This window comes from Streptomyces sp. NPDC008238 (assembly GCF_042956445.1).
GTDB lineage: Bacteria > Actinomycetota > Actinomycetes > Streptomycetales > Streptomycetaceae > Actinacidiphila.
Window position 1 is genome coordinate 57938 of the sequence record NZ_JBIBGK010000009.1, and the last position, 22266, is coordinate 80203.

Here is a 22266-nt window from a genome sequence, read left to right on the forward strand (position 1 = left end):
CCGCGGCCCGTCAGCGGAACAGCCTGCCGAACCTGCGGATTTCCTCCGCGAAGATCTTCGGCTGTTCGAAGGCGGCGAAGTGGCCGCCCCTGCTCGCCTTGTTCCAGTAGACGAGATGGGGGAACGCCTTCTCGGCCCAGGCGCGAGGCGGCGTGTAGAACTCCTTGGGAAACAGTGTGACTCCCATGGGAACGTCGATCTTGACGGCGTTCATGGTGATGTCCGAGTTCTCCCAGTAGAAGCGTGCGGCGGACTCCGCCGTATTCGTCAGCCAGTACAGGGTGATGTCGTCCAGCATCTCGTCCAGCGTCAGAACCGACTCCGGATTCCGGTCGCTGTCGGTCCAGACGCCGAATTTCTCGTAGATCCAGGCGGCCTGGCCGACGGGGGAATCGGCCAGCGCATAGGACACGGTCTGGGGCCTGGTCATCATCTCGAGCTGATACCCGATCTCGCTCTTCTGCTGGGCGTCCAGCTGGCCCATCGCCACCCGCTCCTCGGGGGTCAGGTGGTTCACGTCGAGATCGGGAGGGACGATCTGGGGGAAGTTGAGGTGGATCCCCAGGAGGCCCTTGGGCCGCAGCACCCCCAGCTGCACGTTGACCGCCGCACCCCAGTCCCCTCCCTGGGAGAGGTAGTGGTCGTACCCGAGGCGGGGCATGATCTTGGCCCAGGCCTTCGCCGTCCGTACGCGGCCCCAGCCGGGTGCGTCCGGCTGATCGGAGAAGCCGAACCCCGGCAGGGACGGGGTGACCACGTGGAAGGCGTCGCGCGCGGAGCCGCCGAACTCCGTCGGGTGCGTGAGGCGCCGGATCACCTTCCGGAACTCCAGGACCGACCCGGGCCACCCGTGCGTGAGCATGATGGGCATCGCGTCGCGATGGGGCGACCTCGCGTGCAGCAGATGGATGCCGACGCCGTCGATCACGGTCCGGTACTGGCCGAAGCCGTTGAGGAGCGCCTCCACCCTGCGCCAGTCGTAGTGCCGCTGCCAGTGGTCCACGAGTCGCTTGACCCGCCACATCGGGGCGCCCTGCGACCAATCGTCCACGAGCTCCTGGGCCGGCCACCGAGTCGTCTCGAGCCGTCGCCGAAGGTCCCGCAGCATGCGCTCGGGCACGTGCAGTCTCATGGGCACGACCGCCCCGTGACCTGCCGTGGGCAGGGAAAGGCCCTCGGCAGGGGCGCCCGTTCCCGTGACGGACCCGGCCGCATCGGCGACCCCGGACGTCAGCGCCGCCGCAGCGGTCCCCGCGCCCAGTGCGCCCATGGCGTACAGCAGCCGTCGCCGGCTGAGGTCGTTCGTCTGGCTCGTCATGCGTTGCTCACTCCGATCGTTGGATTCCGGTGTGCCGTGACGAGTGGTCTGGCGACGTGTGGTCCGGCGACGTGTGGTCCGGCGACGCGAACCGTGCGGTGTCCGGCGCGCCGGCGCCTCCAAGGCCGCTGGGTGGGGTGGTCTCACCTGGGGCGGCCGCGAATTCCCGCACACGGGGACGGTCTGTTCTCGAGGAACGGCTCCGGGCCGGGTGCCGCCGGAATGCGGCCGTGGCGACCCGCTTGTTCGTAAGCCGTCGAACTTTGCTTGCGACCGTACATCGCTCCCGCGCGCTGCGTGGATTCCGCGAAGGTGGCATGAGTCACCCCGATGCCCCGCTTATTGGTAACACCGTGTGTTTCAGGCGATGAGAGCGTCGTCACGTTTGCGGTGGAGGTGCGCGACAAATGGGCCGTGTTACGTTGTTCGTCGTACGTCGAACAATCGTTTTCGGTCGTACCCGGCAGGGCCCAGCGCCGTCGGCAGGACGGGTGGCCCTCGTAGCGGCCCTCCCCGCGCCGTCACACGCAGCGGATCGCCCGAACACCATATGTGACACAACATTCCGGGCGGCCGATTCCGGTCCGGGCCGGCGGTCGCCGGCGCACCTTCGAACGAACCACAAGGAGAACGGCCATGAGCACGATCACCGCGGAAATGCGCGACTTCATCTCCCGCGTCGTCCACGACGGCAGCAACTACCGCATGAACGCCATGGAGGAGCTCTACACGGACGACATGGCGATCCTCTTCCCCACCGCTGAGGGATCCATCGCGGCAGCTCCCCGGGAGGAGGTCTTCGCCGAGTTCGCCGCCCGGGGGAAGGCGGGCGAGGCGCCGCTGTCCACCGAGTACGAGATCCTGCATGCCGAGGACCAGGGCGAGCACGCCACCGCGCTCCTCTACCGCCGCATGAGCGACACCGCCGCCCCGTTCCTCTACGAGCTGCGCCTGAAGCGGGGCGGCGCCTACGGCTGGCTCGTCGCCGGCGAGACCGTGACGCCGTGGCCCGCCCCGGAGACGGCCGGAGCCTTCCTCCCGCCGCGGCAGGCCGCCTGAGGACGGCGCAAGGAAGGCCCGGCTTCGTGACCCGGCGATGCTCCGACTACCTCGGCACTCGTAAGTGTTACCGACTTTGCGTGGCCACCACCGGCGCGCTCCATGCGCCGGCGGTGGCCCTCCGAGCGGCGTTTGCGGGGCGTACCTCCCGCCATGACTTCCCCGAGTCATGACGGGCCGTCACCAGAGCCACGCCGGGCACCCACCCGTACTCCGGACCGCCTTTCTCTCTCCCCGGTTCAACCAGCACGACCTCGATGACAACCGAAGGATGAACCATGTACTCCAGCGCGCACGTCGGCGTCACCGGCCTCGCGGTCATGGGCCGCAATCTGGCTCGCAATCTGGCCCGGCACGGCTATGCGGTGGCCGTCCACAACCGCAGCCCCGCCCGCACCATGGCGCTGGTCGACGAGTTCGGCCACGAGGGCACCTTCATCGCGGCGGAAACGGCGCGGGAATTGGTCGCCGCGCTGCAGCGGCCCCGGCGCCTGATCGTCATGGTGCAGGCCGGCCGGGCCACCGACGAGGTGATCGCCGAGTACGCCCTGCTGCTCGAACCCGGCGATGTCATCGTCGACGGCGGCAACGCCCACTTCGCCGACACCCGCCGCCGCGAGGCCGCCCTGCGCGAACGCGGCATCCACTTCCTCGGCACCGGCATCTCCGGCGGTGAGGAAGGCGCCCTGAACGGCCCCAGCATCATGCCCGGCGGCTCCCGGGCAGCGTACGAGCTGCTGGCTCCCGTCCTTAACGACATCGCCGCCACCGCCCCCGACGGCACCCCGGCTGTGGCACACCTCGGCCCCGACGGCGCCGGCCACTTCGTCAAAATGGTCCACAACGGCATCGAGTACGCCGACATGCAGCTCATAGCCGAGGCCTACCACCTGCTGCGCCACGCCACCGGATGGGATCCGTCGCGGATCGCCGAGGTCTTCCGCCGGTGGAACACCGGCCGCCTGAACTCCTACCTCATCGAGGTCACCGCCGAGGTCCTCGCCCACCACGACGCCGACACCGGCCGGCCCTTCGTCGACGTCATCGCCGACGCCGCCGAACAGAAGGGCACCGGGCGTTGGACCGTGCAGAGCGCCCTCGACCTCGGCATCCCGGTCTCCGGCATCGCCGAAGCCGTCTTCGCCCGCTCCCTGTCCGGCCACAGCGCCCTGCGCGCCACCGGCGCCGCCCTGCCCGGCCCCACCCCGACCGTCCTCGGCGCACGCGACGCCGCCCGCTTCACCGACCAGGTCGAACAGGCCCTGTACGCCTCCAAAGTCATCTCCTACGCCCAGGGCCTCCACCAGATCCAAGCCGCCGCCACCACCTACGGCTGGACCACCGACCTCGCCGTCGTCGCCGCGGTGTGGCGCGCCGGGTGCATCATCCGCGCCGACTTCCTCGACCGCGTCCGCGACGCCTACACCACCGACCCCACCCTGCCCGGTCTGCTCGCCGACCCCGGCTTCGCCCGCGAAGTCGGCGACGCCCAATTGCCCTGGCGCCTTGTCGTCGCCCACGCCACCCGCGACGGCGTCCCCGCACCCGCCTTCGCCGCCACCCTCGCCCACTACGACACCCTGCGCACTCCGCGCCTGCCCGCCTCCCTCATCCAGGCCCAACGTGACTACTTCGGCGCCCACACCTACCGCCGCACCGACCGCCCCGGCGGCTACCACACCCGCTGGGACACCGACCGCACCGAAGAACCCACCGCCTGACCGCAGCCCCGCCTCCGGGCCCGCGGGGCCCGCGACACGGCAGGGCGCGCAGTTCATTGTCAACCTGAGCGACAACCTTGCTGATTGATGCTGCTATGTGGGGATGGGGGAGTGGCGGTCTCCCGCGTCGCGGCCATGACCGCGCCACCCCCCACCCCCACAACCCCCGTGACCTCTGCGCCGACGCCGAGACGCCCGCAGTACGGCTGACCCACGAGGCCGCGCCGGGCAATCCGTGGGACGGGGCAATTGACGTTGGCTGTGTCGGTGCCAAAGGGAGTCGTTTCGGCGTGACTTCGGGAGTCGTTGTGCGGCGGGCAGGGGCGTGATCAATGTCAGTGACTTTTGATGTCACTCGGGTGTCGTGGGATCGCCCGATTCACCGCGATGGAGCCGGAACGTCCGTTGGGGTGCAGTAAGCAGTGCTGGCCGTGGGCCTCCGACTGCGAGAGACTCCCGGGGTGCGTGATCGTTTAGCGGTGAATTCGAGGTTGTGGTTGCGCCGCTGGGCAGCCGGCGACGTGCGGTCGGTGTTGACCGCCTTCGCGGACCCCGTGATGAGGCGGCAGGTCAGCGAGCCGATCGAGTCGCTGGGCGATGCTGAAAGCTGGGTGGCGGTTCAGTCTGATCAGTGGGCCAGCGGGGCCGCCTTCGCGTTCGCGGTGGTCGATGGCGAGGACAGCGTGCTGGGCAACGTTGCGGTGAGCGCCGTGAATCGGCGCCATGCGACGGGCTGGGTCTCGTACTGGACGACGCAGAGCGCGCGAGGCCGGGGCGTCGCATCGGGGGCTTGCCAGGCGCTGGCCCGCTGGGCCTTCGACGATGCAGGACTTTTCCGGTTGGAGCTGGGGCATCGAGTCAACAACCCGGCTTCATGCCGGGTGGCTCTGGCTGCGGGCTTTGCCTCGGAGGGAATCGAGCGCCAGAAGCTGGAGTACGACGGCATGCGTTATGACGTCGAACGTCACGCCCGTCTGGCCACTGACGAGGAGCCCGCGCTGACCTGATCAGAGTGCGTTTTGGCTTCGACTCGTTGGAGGCGGTGGCGACACTGTCCTTCTCCTCGCGCTCGGTCAGGACCTGAAACAGCGCTCAGCGCCCCTGCGTCAAGCTCCATGTAGCCGAGTTCGTCAAAGATCGACGCGGCCGTAGCGGGCGGTGGTCTTGGACAGCTGCTTCTCGTCGGCGGCTTCGACGAGCTCGTTGACGAGCTTGGTGGCCGGCACGTAGCGGACGCGGAAGCCGCGGGGACTTGCCGGTGCTGAAATGATCAGTAAGAGGCGGTCTGGCGGCAGCCGCACGCGTGGCGCACGACCGGCCCCCGGATCACCGCAGCGTCGGCGACGGGGTCGTCGAGGGCGCTCCGGGCGCTGCCCGCGTGATCCTCCCCACGACAGTTCCGGACAGGAGCCGGGCACTTCGGGCCGCGAGGCCCCGGAGGGCCGGAAGGCGTGGGGCGGAGACGTAACTTCGATGTCAGCAGTCCCGCCGTCCCGGGCACGGGGCCCATGGCCGCGGAGCATCCGACTGCAGTCGTCGTCCCTGGAGGAGCAGCGCCCATGAAGACCGTCACGCACTGGATCGGAGGCAGGCCCTTCGGGGACGCCGGGGGAGGCACCGGCAGCTGGGGCGCCGTGACCGACCCGGCGACCGGAGAGGTCACCACCCGGGTCGCGCTGGCCGGAACCGACGAGGTCGACACCGCGGTCGCCGCGGCGAAGGCGGCCTACGTCGGCTGGCGCAGGACCTCGCTCGCGCAGCGTACGGCGATCCTCTTCCGCTACCGCGAACTGCTGGACGCACGCCGGGACGACATCGCCGCACTGATCACCGCCGAGCAGGGCAAGGTCCACGCGGACGCGCTGGGCGAGGTGGCCCGGGGCCTGGAGATCGTCGAGCTGGCCTGCGGCCTCGGCACGGCGCTCAAGGGCGAGACGTCCACCGAGGTGTCGGGCATGACCGACGTGGCGTCGGTCCGCCAGCCGCTCGGTGTGGTCGTCGGTGTCTCGCCGTTCAACTTCCCCGCGATGATCGGCATGTGGATGTTCCCCATGGCGATCGCCTGCGGCAACACCTTCGTCCACAAGCCCAGCAGCAAGGCTCCTTCCGCTTCCGTGCTCCTCGCGGAACTGGCGGCGGAGGCCGGTGTGCCCGCCGGCGTGCTCAACATCGTGCACGGCGACGAGACCGCGGTGAACGCACTGCTCGACCACCCCGACGTGGCGGCCGTCTCCTTCGTGGGCTCCACGCCGGTCGCCCGGCACGTGTACCGCAGGGCGGCCGCGAACGGCAAGCGTGTGCAGGCCCTCGGCGGCGCGAAGAACCACATGCTGGTCCTGCCCGACGCCGACCTCGACGCCGCCGCCGAGGCCGCCGTGACCGCCGCCTACGGCTCCGCGGGCCAGCGCTGCATGGCGGTCTCCGTGGTGGTCGCGGTCGGTTCGGCGGGCGACGCGCTGGTGCCCCGGATCGTCGAGCGGGCCGCGAAGGTCAGGATCGGCCCGGGTGACGACCCGGCGTCCGAGATGGGTCCGCTCGTCACCAGGGCGCACCGCGACGAGGTCGCCGGCTACGTCGCGGGCGCGGCCGCCCAGGGGGCCGAAGTGGTGCTCGACGGCCGGGACTTCACCGTCGAGGGCCTGGAGAACGGGCACTGGATGGGCATCTCGCTCCTCGACCACGTGGACACCGGTTCCGACGTCTACCGGAACGAGGTCTTCGGCCCCGTCCTGTGCGTCGTCCGCGCCGGGACGTACGAGGAGGCCGTGCGCATCGTCAACGGTTCCCCGTTCGGCAACGCGAGCTCGATCTTCACCCGTGACGGCGGCGCGGCCCGCCGGTTCCAACTCGAGGTCGAGACCGGCATGGTGGGCGTGAACGTGCCGATGCCGGTGCCGGTGGGCCACCACTCCTTCGGCGGCTGGAAGGACTCGGCGTTCGGCGACCACCGGATGTACGGCGGCGAAGCCGTGCACTTCTACACGCGCGGCAAGGTCATCACGAGCCGCTGGCCGGACCCGGCGGAGGCGACGGCCGGTTGAGCCGACGGGCTGACGGGCTGACGGGCTGACGGGCTGAGGGGCCGAGGGGCTGAGGGGCGCGGGCACCCCCTCGGCCCCGGCCTCGTACGTACGGCCCGGGCCTGAACCGGTCACGGGACGAGGTGCCGGCGCAGCCGTTCCCGTGCGGTCCGCTCCGCGTCGGCGAACCGGGCGCGGCCCGCCTCGGTGAGGGTCACCTCGACCTTCCTGCGGTCCCTGTCACGGCGATGGCGTTCGATCAGCCCGGCCGCCTCCAGGCCCTTCAGGACCAGTGCCATCCGGGGTGCGGGTTCTCCGAGGAACGCCGCCAGCCGGACCACCGGCATCGTGCGGTCCTCGGCTCCGGCGAGGGCGCCGAGCACGAGGTGGTCGTGGAGCGACAGACGGTGCCGCGCACGCAGTTCGCCGTGCAGGAGTCCCAGGCTGTACAGGACGGGTGGTGGCCGGCGTGCGGCGTCCTCCGGATCGCGGTCCTCGGTCATGTCTCTTCCCTGGGTGGGGCCGGCGGCCGCGGGCGCGCGGCCGTACCCACTTCAGCGGAATCGCCGCCGGGGACGATGGCGGGCCGTCGGCCAGGAACCCCTCGGATCGGGACACCCGCCCGCCCGCGGGCGCCGCGCCCTGAACCGGGGGCGGGGGTTCGCGGCCGGCCGGCCGCCCCGCCCGAGGTCCTGATGTGAGGCCGGCGTGGCACGGCGGGCCGTCGGCCCCCGGCCCCTCCCGGACCTACGGTCGTCAACGCGACGCGCACGCACGGGGTTCGGTCCGCGCGCACGGGCGACGGATCCGGGGATGCGGACGGCCCGTGCACCGCGCGCCGGACGCCCCTTGGGCGTCCGCCGACGGTACAGCGGCATCGAGGAGGAGCAGCGGCATGAGCCTGCTGGGACGGATCAAGCAGCCCGCGGACCTGAGGGGTCTGAGCCATCCGGAGCTGGCCCGGCTCGCGGGGGAGATCCGCGAGTTCCTGATCCGGCACGTCGCGGCCACGGGCGGTCATCTGGGGCCCAACCTCGGCGTCGTGGAACTGACCCTGGCGCTGCACCGGGTCTTCGACTCCCCGCGGGACCGGCTGCTGTGGGACGTGGGCCACCAGGCGTACGTCCACAAGATCGTGACCGGGCGGGCCGGGGAGTTCACCGGTCTGCGGCAGCGCGGCGGCCTCTCCGGCTACCCCAGCCGGGAGGAGTCCGCGCACGACCACATCGAGCACTCGCACGCCTCGGCGGCCCTGTCGTACGCCGACGGCATGGCCAAGGCCCGACGGCTCGCGGGGGAGGCGGACCGGCACATCGTCGCCGTCGTCGGCGACGGCGCCCTCACCGGAGGCCTGGCCTGGGAGGCCCTGAACAACATCGCGGAGGCACCCGAACGGCCCGTGGTGATCGTCCTCAACGACAACGGCCGTTCGTACGCGCCGACCGTGGGCGGACTCGCACGGCACCTGGCCGCCCTGCGCGGCCACGCCGGCTATGAGCGGCTGGCCGGCTGGGGCAAACAGGCCCTCGACGGCGCCGGGACACCGGGCCGGGCGCTGCACCGCACCCTGCACGCGGCCAAGGAAGGCCTCAAGGAGGGGCTGAGGGCGAGCCTCGGGGAGGGCTCCGCCGACTCGGCCGTCACGCCGCACTCGCTCTTCCGCGAGCTGGGACTGCACTACATCGGGCCCGTCGACGGCCACGACATCGGCGCCCTTGAGACAGCCCTGGAGCGGGCCAGGACCCATGGCGCACCCGTCGTCGTTCACTGCACGACCCGCAAGGGGCTCGGATACCCGCCCGCCGAACAGGACGAGGAGGACCATCTGCACGGCGTCGGCACCATCGACCCGCGGACGGGCCGCCCCCTGCGGCCCGCGGGTCTGACCTGGTCGGCGGCGTTCGGCCGGGAACTGGTGGAGCTGGCCGGCACGCACCCGGGCGTCGTTGCGATCACCGCGGCCATGCCCGGTTCCGTCGGTCTGAACGAGTTCGCCGCGCGGCACCCGGAACGGTTCTTCGACGTCGGGATCGCCGAGCAGCACGCGGTCGCCTCGGCCGCCGGGATGGCCATGTCGGGACTGCACCCGGTGATCGCCCTGTACGGCACCTTCCTCAACCGCGCACTCGACCAGGTGCTGATGGACCTCGCGCTGCACCGTCTGGGCGCGACCCTCGTCCTCGACCGGTCCGGGGTCACCGGTGACGACGGGCCCAGTCACAACGGGCTGTGGGACCTGGCGATGCTCCAGGCCGTGCCCGGACTGCGCATCGCCGCTCCCCGGGACGCGCGCACGCTGCGGGAGCGGTTGCGGGAGGCCGTGGCGATCACGGACGCGCCGACGGTCCTGCGCTACCCGCGGGGCGCGGTCGGCCCGGAGATCCCGGCGGCGGCTCGCGCGGGTGCGGTCGACGTCCTGCGGGAGGCCGACGGCACCGGCGGCGTGCTGCTGATCGCCGTCGGGACGACGGCGCCGGTCGCCCTGGAGGCGGCGGCGCTCTGCGCCGGGCACGGCGTGCGGGTCACCGTAGTGGACCCGCTGTGGGTGAAGCCGCTCCCCGGCGAACTGCCCGCCCTCGCCGCGGGGCACGACCTGGTCGTCACGGTCGAGGACGGCCTGCGGACCGGGGGAGTGGGCACCGCGGTGGTCCAGGCCCTGCAGGAGGCCGGCATCCGCACCCCGGTGCGGGTCCTGGGCGTGGCCGACGGGTTCCCCCGGCAGGCCAGCCGCGCCGAGATCCTCGCGGAGGCGGGTCTGACCGCGCGGGGCGTCGCGGACGCCGTCACCCAAGCGCTGACGCAGGCCGCCGCCTCGGCGTCGCCCGGCGATTCCCCGACCGCCTCCCTGCCCGAAAGGTGATGAAGTGCGCACATCAGTAAAATGCTGCTACCGCGAGAGCGGCCGGAGGGCGTGTCATGTCGAAGATCATCCGCCGCGGAACCGGTGAGCGGACGTCCGGCCCCGATCCCCGGCCGCCCGGACTCCGCGCAACCCTCTCCGCCGCGGTGGCGGACCTCAACCCCGGTGCGCTCGCGTTCGTCATGGGCACCGGCATCGTCTCCACGGCCCTGTACGTAGGCGGCGCCCGCACGGCCTCCGCAGCGCTGCTGTGGGTGGCCCTGGCCGGGTTCGCGGTACTCGTGCCCGCGTACGGCCTGCGGCTGCTGCGGAGGCGTGAACGGTTCGTCGCGGACTTCCTCGGGCCGCGCGCCTTCGCCTTCCTCACCCTCGCCATCTCCTCCAACGTGCTGGCATCACGCCTCGCGCCGGACGGCCACACGGCAGCCGCCGCGGCGTTCCTGGCGTTCGGGGCACTGGGGTGGGTGGTGCTGGGCTACGGCATTCCGCTCGCGCTCATCACCACCCTGAAGCGGGGCCCCTCGTTCGACCAGGTGAACGGCACATGGTTCCTGTGGGCCGTGGGCTCGGAGTCGGTGGCACTCGCGGCGGCCTCGCTGGCCCGGGTGACCGCAGGAGACGTGCTGCCCGTGCTGGCGGTGGTGTGCTGGGCCGTCGGCCTGATGCAGTACCTGCTGACCTCCGGGATCGTCCTGGCCAGACTGCTGGCCCGGCCCGTCCGGCCGGAAGGCCTCATGACGTCCGTCTGGATCTTCATGGGGGCGGCGGCGATCGCCGTGCTCGTCGCGGTGCGGCTGATCGCCCTCCCGCCGGGCAGCACCATCCTGTCGACCGAGGTCCTCGTCGGGACGTCCGTCGTCCTGTGGTCGTTCTCCAGCTGGCTCGTCCCGCTCCTGCTGGCCCTCGGCGTATGGCGGCACGCGCTGCGCCGCATTCCGCTGCGCTACGACCTCGGCTGGTGGAACCTCGTCTTCCCGGTCGGCATGTACGCCGTCACCACGCACGAGCTGGGACGCGCGACCGGCACCTCGTGGATGACGAGCACGGGCCGCTGGGAGATCTGGGTCGCCGCGGTGTTCTGGGCCGTCGTGTTCGCCGCGATGGTGGGCTCCCGGTTCTTGCGGCGTGGCCCGGCCGCGGCGTGATCCGCTCCCGGTACGGGGCAGGTACGCCCGTGGGCTACGCCGTCGGCCCGGGGCGCCCGCCGTGCCGACGCCGGAGCCCTCACCGCGCAAGGAGGCCGATGAGCAGGAGCGGGCCGTAGACGGCCACGAGGGCGCAGAGGAGCCGTCGCCATTCGAAGGACGTCGTCAGCCGGACCGGGCCGGCCGGGCCTCGGCCCCTGCTCCTGCCTGGGCGCTGGTCCGTGCCTCTGTGGGCCCGTAGTGCCGCACCGTGGGCCTGCTGGAGCTTCCGGAGCGCCTTCCGATGGGTCGGGTACCCGGTGAACGACCCCAGCAGCGAACTGCCGAAGGCGATCGACTCGATCGTGCGTCCGTCGCGCAGGACGACGGTCAGGCCGTCGTGAATCGCCACCTCGTCCACATCGGTCCAGGCAACGGTCGAGGTCACCAGGAAGTTCGTGACGGACAAGCGGTCCGGCCCGCTGCGGATCGCCGAGTCCCACCCGAGAGCCCAGAAGAAGAGGGCCACGCCTCCGAGCAGGACCGCCCCTCCCGGGGCCTCGTGCACCGGACCGATGAACAGGGCGGCCAGGGCGTAGGTCCCCACACCCCCGGCCACGGGCAGCCATACGTACACGGGCCGCCTGATCGCCCTCGTCCGCACCGGGACCACCTTCACGAACCGATCCTCCGTTCCATCCCGTCACGCACGGCTCCTGCTCTCGTCCTGGGCGGGTGCGGCCCCTGGTGTGACGCCGCCGGCCCCTCGCCCCGCGTCAGTCGGCGATCTCGACCCTCCCGTTGGACGTGTCGGCGTGGGCCGGCGCCGTGGTGCCGCGCTGGGTGATGCCCTTGAGCAGGTCGGCGAGGTCGACTCCCGTGGTGGAGCTGAGCAGTTCCATGCCCTGCGCCACGTTGTCCGCCACCGTGCGGGACAGTTGGCTCGCTCCGTCCGTCGAGATCACGGTCATCCTGTCCACGGCGGCGAGCGGCTCGGAGGCCTTCGCGACGACCTGCGGCAGCACCTCGACCAGCATCTGCAGCACGGCGGCGTCGCCGTACCGGGCACTCCGTCCGCCTTCCGCTGCATGGCCTCGGCCTCGGCCGACCCCTTCGCCGCGATGGCCGCGGCCTGCGCCTCGCCCTCGACGCGTACGGCCTCGGCCAGCGCCGCCCGGTGCGCCTTCTCGCCCTCACCGGTGAGCCGGGAGCGCTGGGCGTCCGCCTCGGCCTCCTTGACCAGCGCGATCCGGCGGGCCTCGGCCTCCTGCTCGGCCCGGTAGCGCGCGGCGTCGGCCGGCTTGCGGACCATGGTGTCGAGTTCGCGGTCGGTCAGCGCGGCCTGCCGGGCGGCGACCTTCTCCTGCTCCGTGAGGACCTCCTGGTTGCGGGCGGCCTCCGCGAGCGGGCCGGCGGCGGCCTCGTCCGTCTCGGCCTTGATCTCGGCCTGCTTGAGCGCGAACGTCCGCTGGGCGACGGCGATCTCCTCCTCGGCCTTGAGCCGGGCCTGCTCCGACGCCTGCCGTGCCAGGGCCTCGGCGATGTCCGCCTCCTGCCGGGCCCGGGCGGCCTCGGGGCGTCCGAGGTCCTCCAGGTAGGAGCCCTCGGTGGTGATGTCCTGGATCTGGAAGGCGTCCAGGACCAGGCCCTGCCCGGACAGGCTGGCCTCCGCCTCCTCGGCCACCTGGCCGGCGAACGCCGCGCGGTCGCGGATGACGTCCTCCACCGACATCCGCCCGACGATGGAGCGCAGCGCGCCCGACAGGACCTCCTGGGTGAAGCCGACGATGCCGTCCTGCTGCATCAGGAACCGCTGGGCGGCCGCGCGGATGGAGTCCTCGGTCCCCCCGACCTTGACGATCGCGACGCCCTCGAGGTGCGCCTTGACCCCGCGCAGTGTGACCGCGCCCCGTACGGCGACGGGGATGTGCCGGCTCGACAGGTCGAGGGTGAACTTCTGCTGGACGAAGGGCACGACGAACACGCCCCCGCCGACCACGACCTTCTGGCCGCTGTTGTCGGTGAAGACGCGTCCGGTCTCCGGGTCGGTGGACTTCTTGCCACGCCGCCCGGTGACGATGAACGCCTCGCTGGGACCGGCGACCTTGTAGCGGGTGACGACGACGAGGGCGAGCAGGACGACGAGGACGACGATGCCCACCGCAGCGGTGAGGACAAAGTTCATGCCGGATTCCCTTGGTCGGAGCAGGACTGACGAGGAAGAAGTCGCGGTGCCGCACGCGCGGTGCCGGGGGCCCGGCCGCGGCGCACGCGGTACGGGGTACGGGGTGCGAGCCGCCGGGGCGTTCAGGCGCGGGGGTTCAGCGGTCGACGGGGCGTACGGCCACCGACGTGGCCGACAACGCCGCCTCCACCCACACCCTCGAGCCCCGCGGCAGCGGGACGGTACTCCTGGCCGCGAGTTTCACGGGCTGACCGGCCAGGTACGCGAGCACCTCGCCGTAGCCGTCCGCGGGGATCGCGGTGACCACCGTGCCGGAACCGCCGACGAGGTCGTCGCCCCGCGGTGCTCCCGAATCCCCGCCGCGCATCAGCGACCGGCCGAACCGCCACGTCAGCCATCCCGCCACACCCCCGGCCGCGACCCCCACGGCGGCGGCGGACGCCGTCCCGAGATCCGTCGTGCCGAGGACGATCGCGCCGGAGAAGCCGAGCATCGACACGAACCCGGCGACCACCGGCAGGGACAGCAGGCCGTCCAGGCCCCCGAGCCCGTCGAGGAGCCCGTCCAGGACACCGTCGAAGACGAGAGCCAGCGCCAGCACCACCAGACCGGCGATGCCGAGCCCGAGGAACCACTCCATCGCGTCCCCGCCCCCTGCCCGTTCGCCGATCCGGCCTTCCGAAGACACCGCGATGCTGTCACGGGCCGCGGCAGCCGGTCATTGCCGGATCCCGGCAGTCTTTACGCGTTCTTTACGACCGTCCGGCGCTCTGTCCGCCCCTGGCTTTCACCGTCGCCGGCACTCCTGAAAACCCGCTGAAACGGCGATGAACGCGGGCCCGGTCACGATCTGCGCATGACGACGACGGCCCCGCGAGGGCCGGTGACCCGGGAGGGGACCCCCATGAACGGCCTGCGACCGATGCGCCCTCACCTGGCGGCCTTCGTGCGCTTCGCGGGGCTGGGCGGCGGAGTCACCCTGGTGTCCTCGGCGGCCCTGGTCCTGCTCGCGCAGTGGATCCCGTGGATGGCGGCGAACGTGCTGACCACCGTCGCCTCCTCGGTGGCCGCCACGGAGTTGCACGCCCGCGTCACGTTCGGCTGCGGACGGCCCGGTCTGGCCGGCCACGTGAAGGGCGCGGCCACCGTCGCCGCCGGCTGGCTGGTCACCTCGGCCGCGGTCGGCGCGCTGTCCGTGCTCCGCCCCGGCGCCGGGGTCGTCCTGCAGCAGTCGGTGTACCTGTCGGCCACCGCGCTCGTCGGGATCGGCCGCTATCTCGTGCTGCGGCTGTCGGTGTTCGCGGAGCGCGCCCCTCGGACGCGGGGGGCGCGCGGTGTCCGCGCGCGTGCGGCGTACGACGCGGCGGCGTGAACCCCGGCAGCGCCTGGGGCCGGGACGACGTCCCGGCCCCAGGCGCTGCCGACCACTGCCGCTGGTCGCGGTGGGTCAGTGGTGGTCGTGGCCGTGGCCGTTGCCGCCGTCACTGCGACGGCGCTGCAGCGTGAACTTCTCGAACACCGACAGCTCACCGGTGGGCGTGATGATGTTGTAGTAGGTGACGTGGATGCGGGTCATGTCACCGGCGTGACGGCCCGGGTCGACGCTGAACTCGGCGAAGCCGTAGGGGTGCTCCGCGTCACGGACGCCGATCCAGACCGCCGTCTCCTTCTCCTTGACGGAGTTGTACTTGCCGACGTGCTCCATCTGGACGTACGCCGAGTGGTGCCCGTGGCCGTCGGCGTCGTCGGTGGTGAAGGTGTTGTTGGTGATGCCGGACACACCGCCACCGCCGAGGACCATGTGCGTCGTGCCGTGCTCGCTCTCGATCACGTCGAGCGCGGCCTGACTCGGGTTGGGCGTGAGGGTGACGCTGCCGGGGACGACGCCGCGCACCGCCAACGAGCGCTCGTAGTCGTGCTCGTGGCCGCAGACCACCAGGTCGACGCCGTACTTGTCGAACAGCGGGCCGTACGCCGCGCGCAGCGCGACATCGGCGCCGTTCGCGCCGGTCGCCGAGCTGATCATCACCTGGTGCATGCAGACGACGATCCAGTCGATGTCCTTCGAACTCCGTGCCGCCTTGAGCTCCTTCTCCAGCCAGGCGAGCTGCCGGCCGCCGGAGTAGCCCTTGATGTAGATGTCGCCGCCCTCCTGCAGCGCGATGTCGTCGTTCTGCAGGACGATCACCTTCACCGCGCCGACCGTGAAGGAGTACCAGAGGTTGTCGAGCTCGGGCTGGGTCTCGGTCGAGGGCAGCTCGAAGTAGGTCTGGTACGCGTCGAGCCCGAGCTTGCCGTTGGCCAGTTCGATCTCGTGGTTGCCCGCGGCCGGCATCCACGGACGGAACCGCGCCGAGCGGCTGTTGTTGGCGAGGAAGTCCTTCCAGACGCGGACGCGGTCCGGCCCGGTGTTGGCGTAGCAGAGGTCGCCGTTGAGGAGGTTGAACAGCGGGCCGACCTTCTCGATGCCGGTGACGATGTCGGCGGCGGCGGGCGTGGCGTTGGGCTCGAAGTCGCGGCCCGAGGCGTCGGCCGGGTTCGCACCGGTCTTCCACGTCACGCTGGGCGCACCCTGGTCACCGAAGCTGGTGAAGGTGAACGGCGCCCTGCCCGACGGGGCCGTGTGGAAGGTGCCGGCGTCGGGGGTGGCACCGTCGTGCTGGGCCGCGTACAGGTAGTCGGTGTCGGCCCTGAGCTTGCTGAGCAGCGCGTGATGGGCCCAGACGGTCCGCCCGGAGGTGCCGTCCACGTAGGTCTTCGTCTTCGCGTGCACGGTGGAGCCGAAGCCGCCGCTCAGCGTGCCGTAGACGACCCGCGGGTTCTTGACGGCCGCGTCGGTGATCCACGACACGACCATCTGGCTGCGCGGGTCGGCGCCGAAGGTCAGGTGCAGGCCCTGGACGGGGGTGGTGGGCGAGCCGGTGGTGAGACCGGTGACCTCCGACGTCGCCGGGGCCGCCTCGGCGGTTCCGGCGCCGAGGACCAGCGGCCCGGCGGCGGCGCCGGACACGGTCGCGCCGAACAGGCCGAGTGCGTTGCGGCGAGAGATTCGGGTTTGCTTGCGTTCTTCCGGCATTCCGGGGGCCTTTCGCGTCGTCGGTTGCAGTCGCACACCGACCGGACTGCAGCGCTCCGAACCTGACAGCGGGCTGCGGCAGGTCAGCGGTGCGCGCACTCACGGACGCTAGGAAGCACGGTCGACCGGAGCGGTGAGACGGGCGTGAACGACAGATGGCGGTCACCGCAACGGACTCCCATTCCGGACGACATGACCCTGTCTTGACCAATTCTTGGAAAGATCGGGGTGTTCGGGCGCGCTCCCGTCACTCGTGACGAAGCCGACACTGCGGCCCGGCGCGCGGTGCCTTCGGTGCCCGGTCGCAACGAGCTTTGCCCGCGGTGTCGTACGGCGGCGATGTCGCAGGAGCCCGCCGGGCTACAGGCGGACGAGCATCACGACTCCGGAGATCGCGAGGGCTGGGCCGATGATCGCGAACACCCAGCCGACGGTCCTCGCGAGGGTGCGCCGGGTCTTGCGGGTGCGGTCGTCCGGAGGATCACCCCGGTTGTAGGCGTCGTGGAAGTCCTGCTGCATCTGGTCGTGCTGGGCGGCTATGGCGTCGGCGTTCGCAGCGGTGAGCAGACCCGTGAACGTCGCGCCCAAGCCGAAGAGCAGCAGGAAGACGGCCTCACCTCGCGGTGACATCTGTGCACCTGCAAGGAAGGTGAACTCGTCCACAGCACCTCCATGCCGGATCCGTCCGCTGTACCCGTTGTCATCACCCGCGGCCCGTCGCGGCGGTTCGGGGAACCTGCGCGTGCGGCCACCCTTTCACGCGGTACCCGCCGGCGGCGTGGCGGTGTGCCGCGACCGAGTCGGGGATCGAGCCGCAACCGGCCGCGGAGCGCGCGAGCGGGCGGCGGACGTGCCGTACGCGCCACGCCGAACAGCACGTTTCACCGGGTGGGCGGTGGGCGGTGGTTGGTGAAACCGCGCTGAAAGCTCGTTGAGCGCGGGCCCGCGCAGACTCCGGGGCATGACAACGACCCACGCATCCGCCATCGCGGCCACGGGGCTGCGGAAGTCCTTCGGGGACAAGCCGGTCCTCCAGGGCATCGACCTGCACGTGCCCACGGGCACGGTCTTCGCCCTCCTGGGCCCCAACGGCGCGGGCAAGACCACCGCCGTCAAGATCCTCTCCACGCTCGTCACCCCCGACGCGGGCGACATCCGCGTCGGCGGCCACGACCTCGCCGTCGAGCCGCAGGCGGTGCGCGCCGCGATCGGCGTCACCGGGCAGTTCTCCGCCGTCGACGGGCTGATCACCGGCGAGGAGAACATGCTGCTGATGGCCGACCTGCACCACCTGTCCAAGAGCGAGGGCAGGAAGGTGACCGCCGGGCTCCTGGAGCGGTTCGACCTCACGGAGGCGGCCAAGAAGCCCGCGTCGACCTACTCCGGTGGCATGAAGCGCCGCCTCGACATCGCCATGACGCTGGTCGGCAGCCCCCGCATCATCTTCCTCGACGAGCCCACCACGGGCCTGGACCCGCGCAGCCGCCACACCATGTGGCAGATCATCCGCGAGCTGGTCTCCGACGGCGTCACCGTCTTCCTCACCACGCAGTACCTGGAGGAGGCCGACGAACTCGCCGACCGCATCGCGGTCCTGAACAACGGCACCATCGCCGCCGAAGGCACCGCGGAGGAACTCAAGCGGCTCATCCCCGGCGGCCACGTACGGCTCCGCTTCACCGACCCCGCCGCCTACCGCTCCGCCGCCGACGAACTGCGCGGGGCCACCCGGGACGACGAGGCGCTGACCCTGCAGATCCCCAGCGGCGGCAGCCAGCGCGAGCTGCGCTCGATCCTCGACTGGCTGGACACGGCCGGCATCGAGGCGGACGAGCTGACTGTGCACACCCCCGACCTCGACGACGTCTTCTTCGCCCTCACCAGCCCCGTCAGCGTCCCCGACCAGCCCAAGGAGAACGTCCGATGAGCACCCTGTCCCTCGCGGTCCGCGACTCCGGCACCATGCTGCGCCGCAATCTGCTGCACGCGCGGCGCTACCCGTCCACCACCCTGAACCTGCTGCTCGCGCCGATCATGCTGCTGCTGCTGTTCGTCTACATCTTCGGTGACGTGATGAGCGCGGGCATCGGCGGCGGTGGCGCCGACCGCTCCGAGTACATCGCCTACATCGTCCCCGGCATCCTGATGATGACCATCGGCAGCACCGTGATCGGGGCCGCCGTGTACATCTCCATGGACATGAGCGAGGGCCTCATCGCCCGCTTCCGCACCATGGCCATCCACCGCGGCTCCGTGATCATCGGGCACGTCGTCGGCAGCGTCCTGCAGTGCGTGGCCAGCGTCGTCCTCGTCGGGGCCGTCGCCGTCGCCATCGGCTTCCGGTCCACGGACGCGACGGCCCTGGAGTGGCTGGCGGCGTTCGGGCTGCTCGTGATGTTCTCCCTGGCGTTCACCTGGATCGCGGTCGGCATCGGCATGGCCAGTCCGAACGCCGAGGCGGCCGCCAACAGCGCCCAGCCGCTGATCCTGCTCCCGCTCATCTCGAGCGCCTTCATCCCGGCCGACACGATGCCGGGCTGGTTCCAGCCGATCGCCGAGTACCAGCCGTTCACCCCGGCCATCGAGACGCTGCGCGGCCTGCTGCTCGGCACGGAGATCGGCGGCAACGGGTGGATCACGGTCGCCTGGTGCGCGGGCCTGACCGTGCTCGGCTACCTCTGGTCGACCGCGCAGTTCAACCGCGACCCGAAATGAGCGCGCGGGCTGCCTCCCGCAGCCCCTCCCGTCCGAGGGCGGCGTACTCCGACACCGCGTCGGCGTACGCCGCCCCGTCCGTTTCCTCGGCGGCCCGCCGGGCACGGTCGAGGGACATCGTGGGCTGGAACACCTGGGACACGTGCAGTCGTCCCGCCAGCGCCAGCAGGCGCACCGCCGACGCGTCGCCCGCCGCGAGCCGCGCGAGGCCCAGGGCGAGGACGCCGGTGCCGTGCCGCAGTACCTCCCCGGCCGGGCCGGAGCCGTCGGCGAGCGCGGCGCGCAGCCGGCCGTCCAGTTCGGCCACCAGGCCGGCGACCGGCTCCAGCCGCCCGGCGTACGCGTGCGCGGCCACCGCGTGGGCCTCGATCACCTGCGCCCACGCGTCCATGGTGGGGTCGGCGGGCGGCCGGTCGCCCGCGCGCTGCTGCTCCACGGCCATCCGCCAGCGGCCCAGGCCCAGTTCGGTGAGGCCCCGGGCCAGTGCGATCTCCGCCGAGGCCGCCAGGTCGGGCGTGTGGGCGGCGGCCTGCTCCCCGGACCCGCTCCGCTCCACCCGCCGCAGCCATTCCTCGGCCTCGTCCGGCTCACCGCGCTGCAGGCAGGCCAGGACGAGGCCCCGGCGCAGGCCCGTCGTGGGCGACTGGTCGCTCAGGTGCGTCAGGGTGTCCAGCGCCGCCAGCAGGTGCCCGTACGCCTCCTCGCCGAGGCCGGCGTCCGCGCACAACTCGCTGCAACGGGAGTGGCCGAGGAGCCGCAGCGACGGGTTGGGCACGGCGTCGACCATGGCCAGCATCCGCCGGGCGGAGGACAGCGCGCGTTCCGGCTCGTGCTCGTACTCCCAGAGGTAGCTGGCCACGCACTCGGCGATGCCCGCCAGCAGCGGCGCGTCGCTCCCGCACAGCTTGCGCAGTGCCTCGTAGCCGGGCGGGCGCATGTCCGGAACGGCGCACAGCACCGTGGCGAGCGCGCGCAGGAGCGTGTCGGGCTCCGCGGACGGCAGTCGTCGCAGGGTCACGAGGTGGCGCGGCCGGACGGGCCCGAACCCGATGAACGGGCCCGCGGTGCACACGGCGCTGAGGGTGCGGGTGACCTCGGTGTGCGGGGCGTCGGGGCGGTAGTGCGACAGCGGCGCCGCGGTGTCGGCGGCCAGGGTCAGCACGCGGTGGAAGCTCGCCGAGTCGGTCAGCCACACGCAGGCCAGCACCGCGCCGGCCGCGGCGGTGGTGGCGTGGTCCGCGCGGGCCAGGGCGATCCGCAGGGCGAGGACGAGGTTGTCCTGCTCCGCGCGCAGCCGGGCCCAGTGCCGGAGCGGTTCGGCGCTGAACAGCACATCGTGGTTGGCGAGTCCGAACCGCCGTGCCCAGCCCAGGAACCGGTCGGTGACACCGTCCTCCTCGCCGGCGGCCGCCCGCCGGGCGGCGCTGAACTCCCGCACCGTCTCCAGCATGTGGAAGCGGATCCCGGCCGCCGTGTCGGCGGCCTTCAGCAGCGACTGGTCCACCAACTGCTCCAGCACATACGGCGCGTCGCCCCCGTCGGCCAGCAGCTGTTCGGCGGCCTCGCCGGAGAAGCCACCGGGGAAGACCGACAGCGCACGCAGCGCGGCCCGCGCGTCGTCCTCCAGCAGGTTCCAGCTCCACTCCACGACCGCGAGGAGCGTCCGGTGCCGCTCGGGGGCGTCCCGGCTCCCGCCGCGCAGCAGCGTGAAGCGGTCGCCGAGACGCCGGGCGATCTCGGGAACGGACAGCACCCGCACCCGCGCCGCCGCCAACTCCACCGCGAGCGGCAGCCCGTCCAGGTGCCGGCACAGCTCGGCGACCGCGTCGGCCGGCAGCTCGACGTGATGGCGCGCGGCCCGGGCCCGCTGCTCGAAGAGCGCGACCGAGGTCGCCAGGCTCAGCTGTGGCAGCTGGTACACCGCCTCCGAACTCAGCCCCAGCGCTGCCCTGCTGGTGACCAGCACCCGCAGGTCACGGGAGAGCGCCACGAGTTCCCGCACCAGGCCGGCGGCGCCCCGGACGACCTGCTCGCAGTTGTCCAGCACCAGCAGCGCGGGGCCGGCGCCGAGGGATGCCACGATCCCGGCGGCCACGTCCGCCCCGCCGCCGTACGCCGCGACGCCACCGCGGGGCGCCTCCCCGCCGCCGAGCGCGGACGCCACCTCGCCGGCCACGTCCTCGTCCGCACCGACGCCGGCCAGCGAGACGAAGTGCACCACCCGCTGTTCCGCCCGGCGGCTGACGGCGTGCGCGAGCCGTGTCTTGCCGAGCCCGCCGGGACCGACGATCGAGACCAGTCGCGAGGAGTGCAGCAGCCCGTCCACCGCCGCCAGGTCCTCGTCCCGTCCCAGCAGCGGGTTCGGGTCGTGCGGCACTCCGTACCGGACCGCGGGGGCCTCGGTCTGCAGCAGCTCCCGGTGCACGGCCCTGAGCGCGGTGCCCGGATCGGTGCCGAGGTCGTCGCGGAGCTCACGCCGGTACGCGTCGTAGCGGGTGAGGGCCGCCGAGGGACCGGCCGTCGCGGCCTCGGCGCGCAGCAGTTCGGCCAGCACCTCCTCGTCGCGCGGCGTCCCGGCGAAGACCTCGGCCAGCGGCGTCAGGGCCTCGGCCAGTCGTCCCAGCCGGGCGAGCGCGAGCGCGCGGGAGCGTGCGAGGGCGGCGTACAGCGGTGCCCGCTCGGCGCGCAGTTCCGCCACGGGGTCGCCCGGCGCGGCGTCGGCGTCCGGGGCCGTGTCCCAGAAGGCGAGGCCCTCCTGCGCGCCGGCCAGGGCGGCCGCGTGATCCCCGGCCCGGGAGTGCCGGGCGCTCGCCTCGGCGCGGCGCAGCACCGCCGAACTGTCGACCTGCTCCTCGTCCAGGGCCAGCCGGTAGCCGGTCGGGGTGCTGATCACGACGTCGGGCCCGAGCTGCGAGCGGGCCCGAGAGACCAGGATCCGCAGCGCGTTCGCCGGGTTGGCCGGCAGCTCGTCCCGCCACAGCCCGTCCACCAGGCGCGCGGTGCTGCAACCGGCGCGCAGTTCGCCGGCGAGGAGCGCGAGCAGCCCGCGCAGCCGGGGCGCGGTGATCTCCCGCCCGCGGTAGGCCACGCGGGACAGGAGGGTCAGGTCGGTCGTCACCCGGTCAGGCTATCGACAGGGGTGTGCCGGGCGGTCGTTGAGGGCGACCGCTGAGGGTGCGGAGGGGGCG

Annotated in this window: 16 protein-coding genes and 2 pseudogenes; 9 read left to right on the top strand and 9 right to left on the bottom strand. The window is 72.3% G+C overall.

The genetic code is table 11. The annotated features are described in order from the left end of the window. Positions 1 to 10: 10 nt before the first annotated feature. Complete coding sequence (locus ACFZAU_RS20330; RefSeq protein WP_500553314.1) at positions 11 to 1318, bottom strand: epoxide hydrolase family protein; 1308 nt, start codon at positions 1316 to 1318, stop codon at positions 11 to 13. Between the two features lie 636 nt (positions 1319 to 1954). Between ACFZAU_RS20330 and ACFZAU_RS20335 the strand changes: the two genes are divergently transcribed. The 3 genes from ACFZAU_RS20335 (at position 1955) to ACFZAU_RS20345 (ending at position 5105) form a co-directional block, all read left to right on the top strand. Next, on the top strand, positions 1955 to 2377 hold the full coding sequence (locus ACFZAU_RS20335; protein WP_500553315.1) for a hypothetical protein: 423 nt from the start codon (positions 1955 to 1957) through the stop codon (positions 2375 to 2377). Between the two features lie 278 nt (positions 2378 to 2655). Next, a complete protein-coding gene (gene gnd, locus ACFZAU_RS20340) occupies positions 2656 to 4098 on the top strand; it encodes an NADP-dependent phosphogluconate dehydrogenase (protein WP_500553316.1) in 1443 nt (480 codons plus the stop codon). Positions 4099 to 4577: 479 nt separating this feature from the next. Then, a complete protein-coding gene (locus ACFZAU_RS20345) occupies positions 4578 to 5105 on the top strand; it encodes a GNAT family N-acetyltransferase (RefSeq protein WP_500553317.1) in 528 nt (175 codons plus the stop codon). 19 nt (positions 5106 to 5124) lie between these two features. On the opposite strand, the pseudogene ACFZAU_RS20350 reads toward ACFZAU_RS20345, so the two are convergent. Beyond that, a pseudogene (locus tag ACFZAU_RS20350) lies at positions 5125 to 5429 on the bottom strand (ATP-binding protein); the annotation flags it as partial. A gap of 228 nt (positions 5430 to 5657) precedes the next feature. On the opposite strand from ACFZAU_RS20350, the gene ACFZAU_RS20355 reads away from it, so the two are divergent. Further along, positions 5658 to 7139, top strand: a complete 1482-nt coding sequence (locus ACFZAU_RS20355; RefSeq protein ID WP_500553318.1) for a CoA-acylating methylmalonate-semialdehyde dehydrogenase — start codon at positions 5658 to 5660, stop codon at positions 7137 to 7139. 110 nt (positions 7140 to 7249) lie between these two features. On the opposite strand, the gene ACFZAU_RS20360 is transcribed toward ACFZAU_RS20355, so the two are convergent. After that, on the bottom strand, positions 7250 to 7621 hold the full coding sequence (locus ACFZAU_RS20360; protein ID WP_500553319.1) for a MarR family transcriptional regulator: 372 nt from the start codon (positions 7619 to 7621) through the stop codon (positions 7250 to 7252). A gap of 392 nt (positions 7622 to 8013) precedes the next feature. Between ACFZAU_RS20360 and dxs the strand changes: the two genes are divergently transcribed. Both dxs and ACFZAU_RS20370 read left to right on the top strand, forming a co-directional pair. Next, positions 8014 to 9978, top strand: a complete 1965-nt coding sequence (dxs, locus tag ACFZAU_RS20365; RefSeq protein WP_500553320.1) for a 1-deoxy-D-xylulose-5-phosphate synthase — start codon at positions 8014 to 8016, stop codon at positions 9976 to 9978. A 56-nt stretch (positions 9979 to 10034) separates the two neighbouring features. Continuing rightward, entirely contained in the window at positions 10035 to 11123 is a 1089-nt protein-coding gene (locus tag ACFZAU_RS20370) for a tellurite resistance/C4-dicarboxylate transporter family protein (RefSeq protein ID WP_500553321.1), read from the top strand. A 79-nt stretch (positions 11124 to 11202) separates the two neighbouring features. On the opposite strand, the gene ACFZAU_RS20375 is transcribed toward ACFZAU_RS20370, so the two are convergent. The 3 genes and pseudogenes from ACFZAU_RS20375 to ACFZAU_RS20385 all read right to left on the bottom strand — a co-directional run bounded on the left by ACFZAU_RS20375 (position 11203) and on the right by ACFZAU_RS20385 (position 13927). Beyond that, the gene (locus ACFZAU_RS20375; RefSeq protein ID WP_500553322.1) at positions 11203 to 11781 is read right to left on the bottom strand and encodes a hypothetical protein; all 579 of its coding nucleotides are present in this window, start codon (positions 11779 to 11781) and stop codon (positions 11203 to 11205) included. 97 nt (positions 11782 to 11878) lie between these two features. After that, positions 11879 to 13287, bottom strand: a pseudogene (locus ACFZAU_RS20380) (flotillin family protein). 136 nt (positions 13288 to 13423) lie between these two features. Beyond that, entirely contained in the window at positions 13424 to 13927 is a 504-nt protein-coding gene (locus tag ACFZAU_RS20385; protein ID WP_500553510.1) for an NfeD C-terminal domain-containing protein, read from the bottom strand. Between the two features lie 264 nt (positions 13928 to 14191). Here ACFZAU_RS20385 and ACFZAU_RS20390 point away from each other — a divergent pair, with 264 nt between their 5' ends. After that, complete coding sequence (locus tag ACFZAU_RS20390; RefSeq protein ID WP_500553323.1) at positions 14192 to 14659, top strand: GtrA domain-containing protein; 468 nt, start codon at positions 14192 to 14194, stop codon at positions 14657 to 14659. A 75-nt stretch (positions 14660 to 14734) separates the two neighbouring features. Here ACFZAU_RS20390 and ACFZAU_RS20395 read toward each other — a convergent pair whose 3' ends face one another. Together ACFZAU_RS20395 and ACFZAU_RS20400 are read right to left on the bottom strand one after the other, a co-directional pair. Then, a complete protein-coding gene (locus ACFZAU_RS20395) occupies positions 14735 to 16297 on the bottom strand; it encodes a purple acid phosphatase family protein (protein WP_500553324.1) in 1563 nt (520 codons plus the stop codon). Positions 16298 to 16723: 426 nt separating this feature from the next. After that, positions 16724 to 16993 (bottom strand): hypothetical protein, encoded by a 270-nt coding sequence (locus ACFZAU_RS20400; RefSeq protein WP_500553325.1) that lies wholly within the window; start codon positions 16991 to 16993, stop codon positions 16724 to 16726. A gap of 331 nt (positions 16994 to 17324) precedes the next feature. Here ACFZAU_RS20400 and ACFZAU_RS20405 point away from each other — a divergent pair, with 331 nt between their 5' ends. After that, the gene (locus ACFZAU_RS20405; RefSeq protein WP_500553326.1) at positions 17325 to 18290 is read left to right on the top strand and encodes an ATP-binding cassette domain-containing protein; all 966 of its coding nucleotides are present in this window, start codon (positions 17325 to 17327) and stop codon (positions 18288 to 18290) included. Beyond that, the gene (locus tag ACFZAU_RS20410) at positions 18287 to 19078 is read left to right on the top strand and encodes an ABC transporter permease (protein ID WP_500553327.1); all 792 of its coding nucleotides are present in this window, start codon (positions 18287 to 18289) and stop codon (positions 19076 to 19078) included. Before ACFZAU_RS20405 ends, ACFZAU_RS20410 begins: the two co-directional genes overlap by 4 nt. Here ACFZAU_RS20410 and ACFZAU_RS20415 read toward each other — a convergent pair. Then, entirely contained in the window at positions 19059 to 22196 is a 3138-nt protein-coding gene (locus tag ACFZAU_RS20415; RefSeq protein ID WP_500553328.1) for an ATP-binding protein, read from the bottom strand. The genes ACFZAU_RS20410 and ACFZAU_RS20415 overlap by 20 nt on opposite strands. Positions 22197 to 22266: the final 70 nt, after the last annotated feature.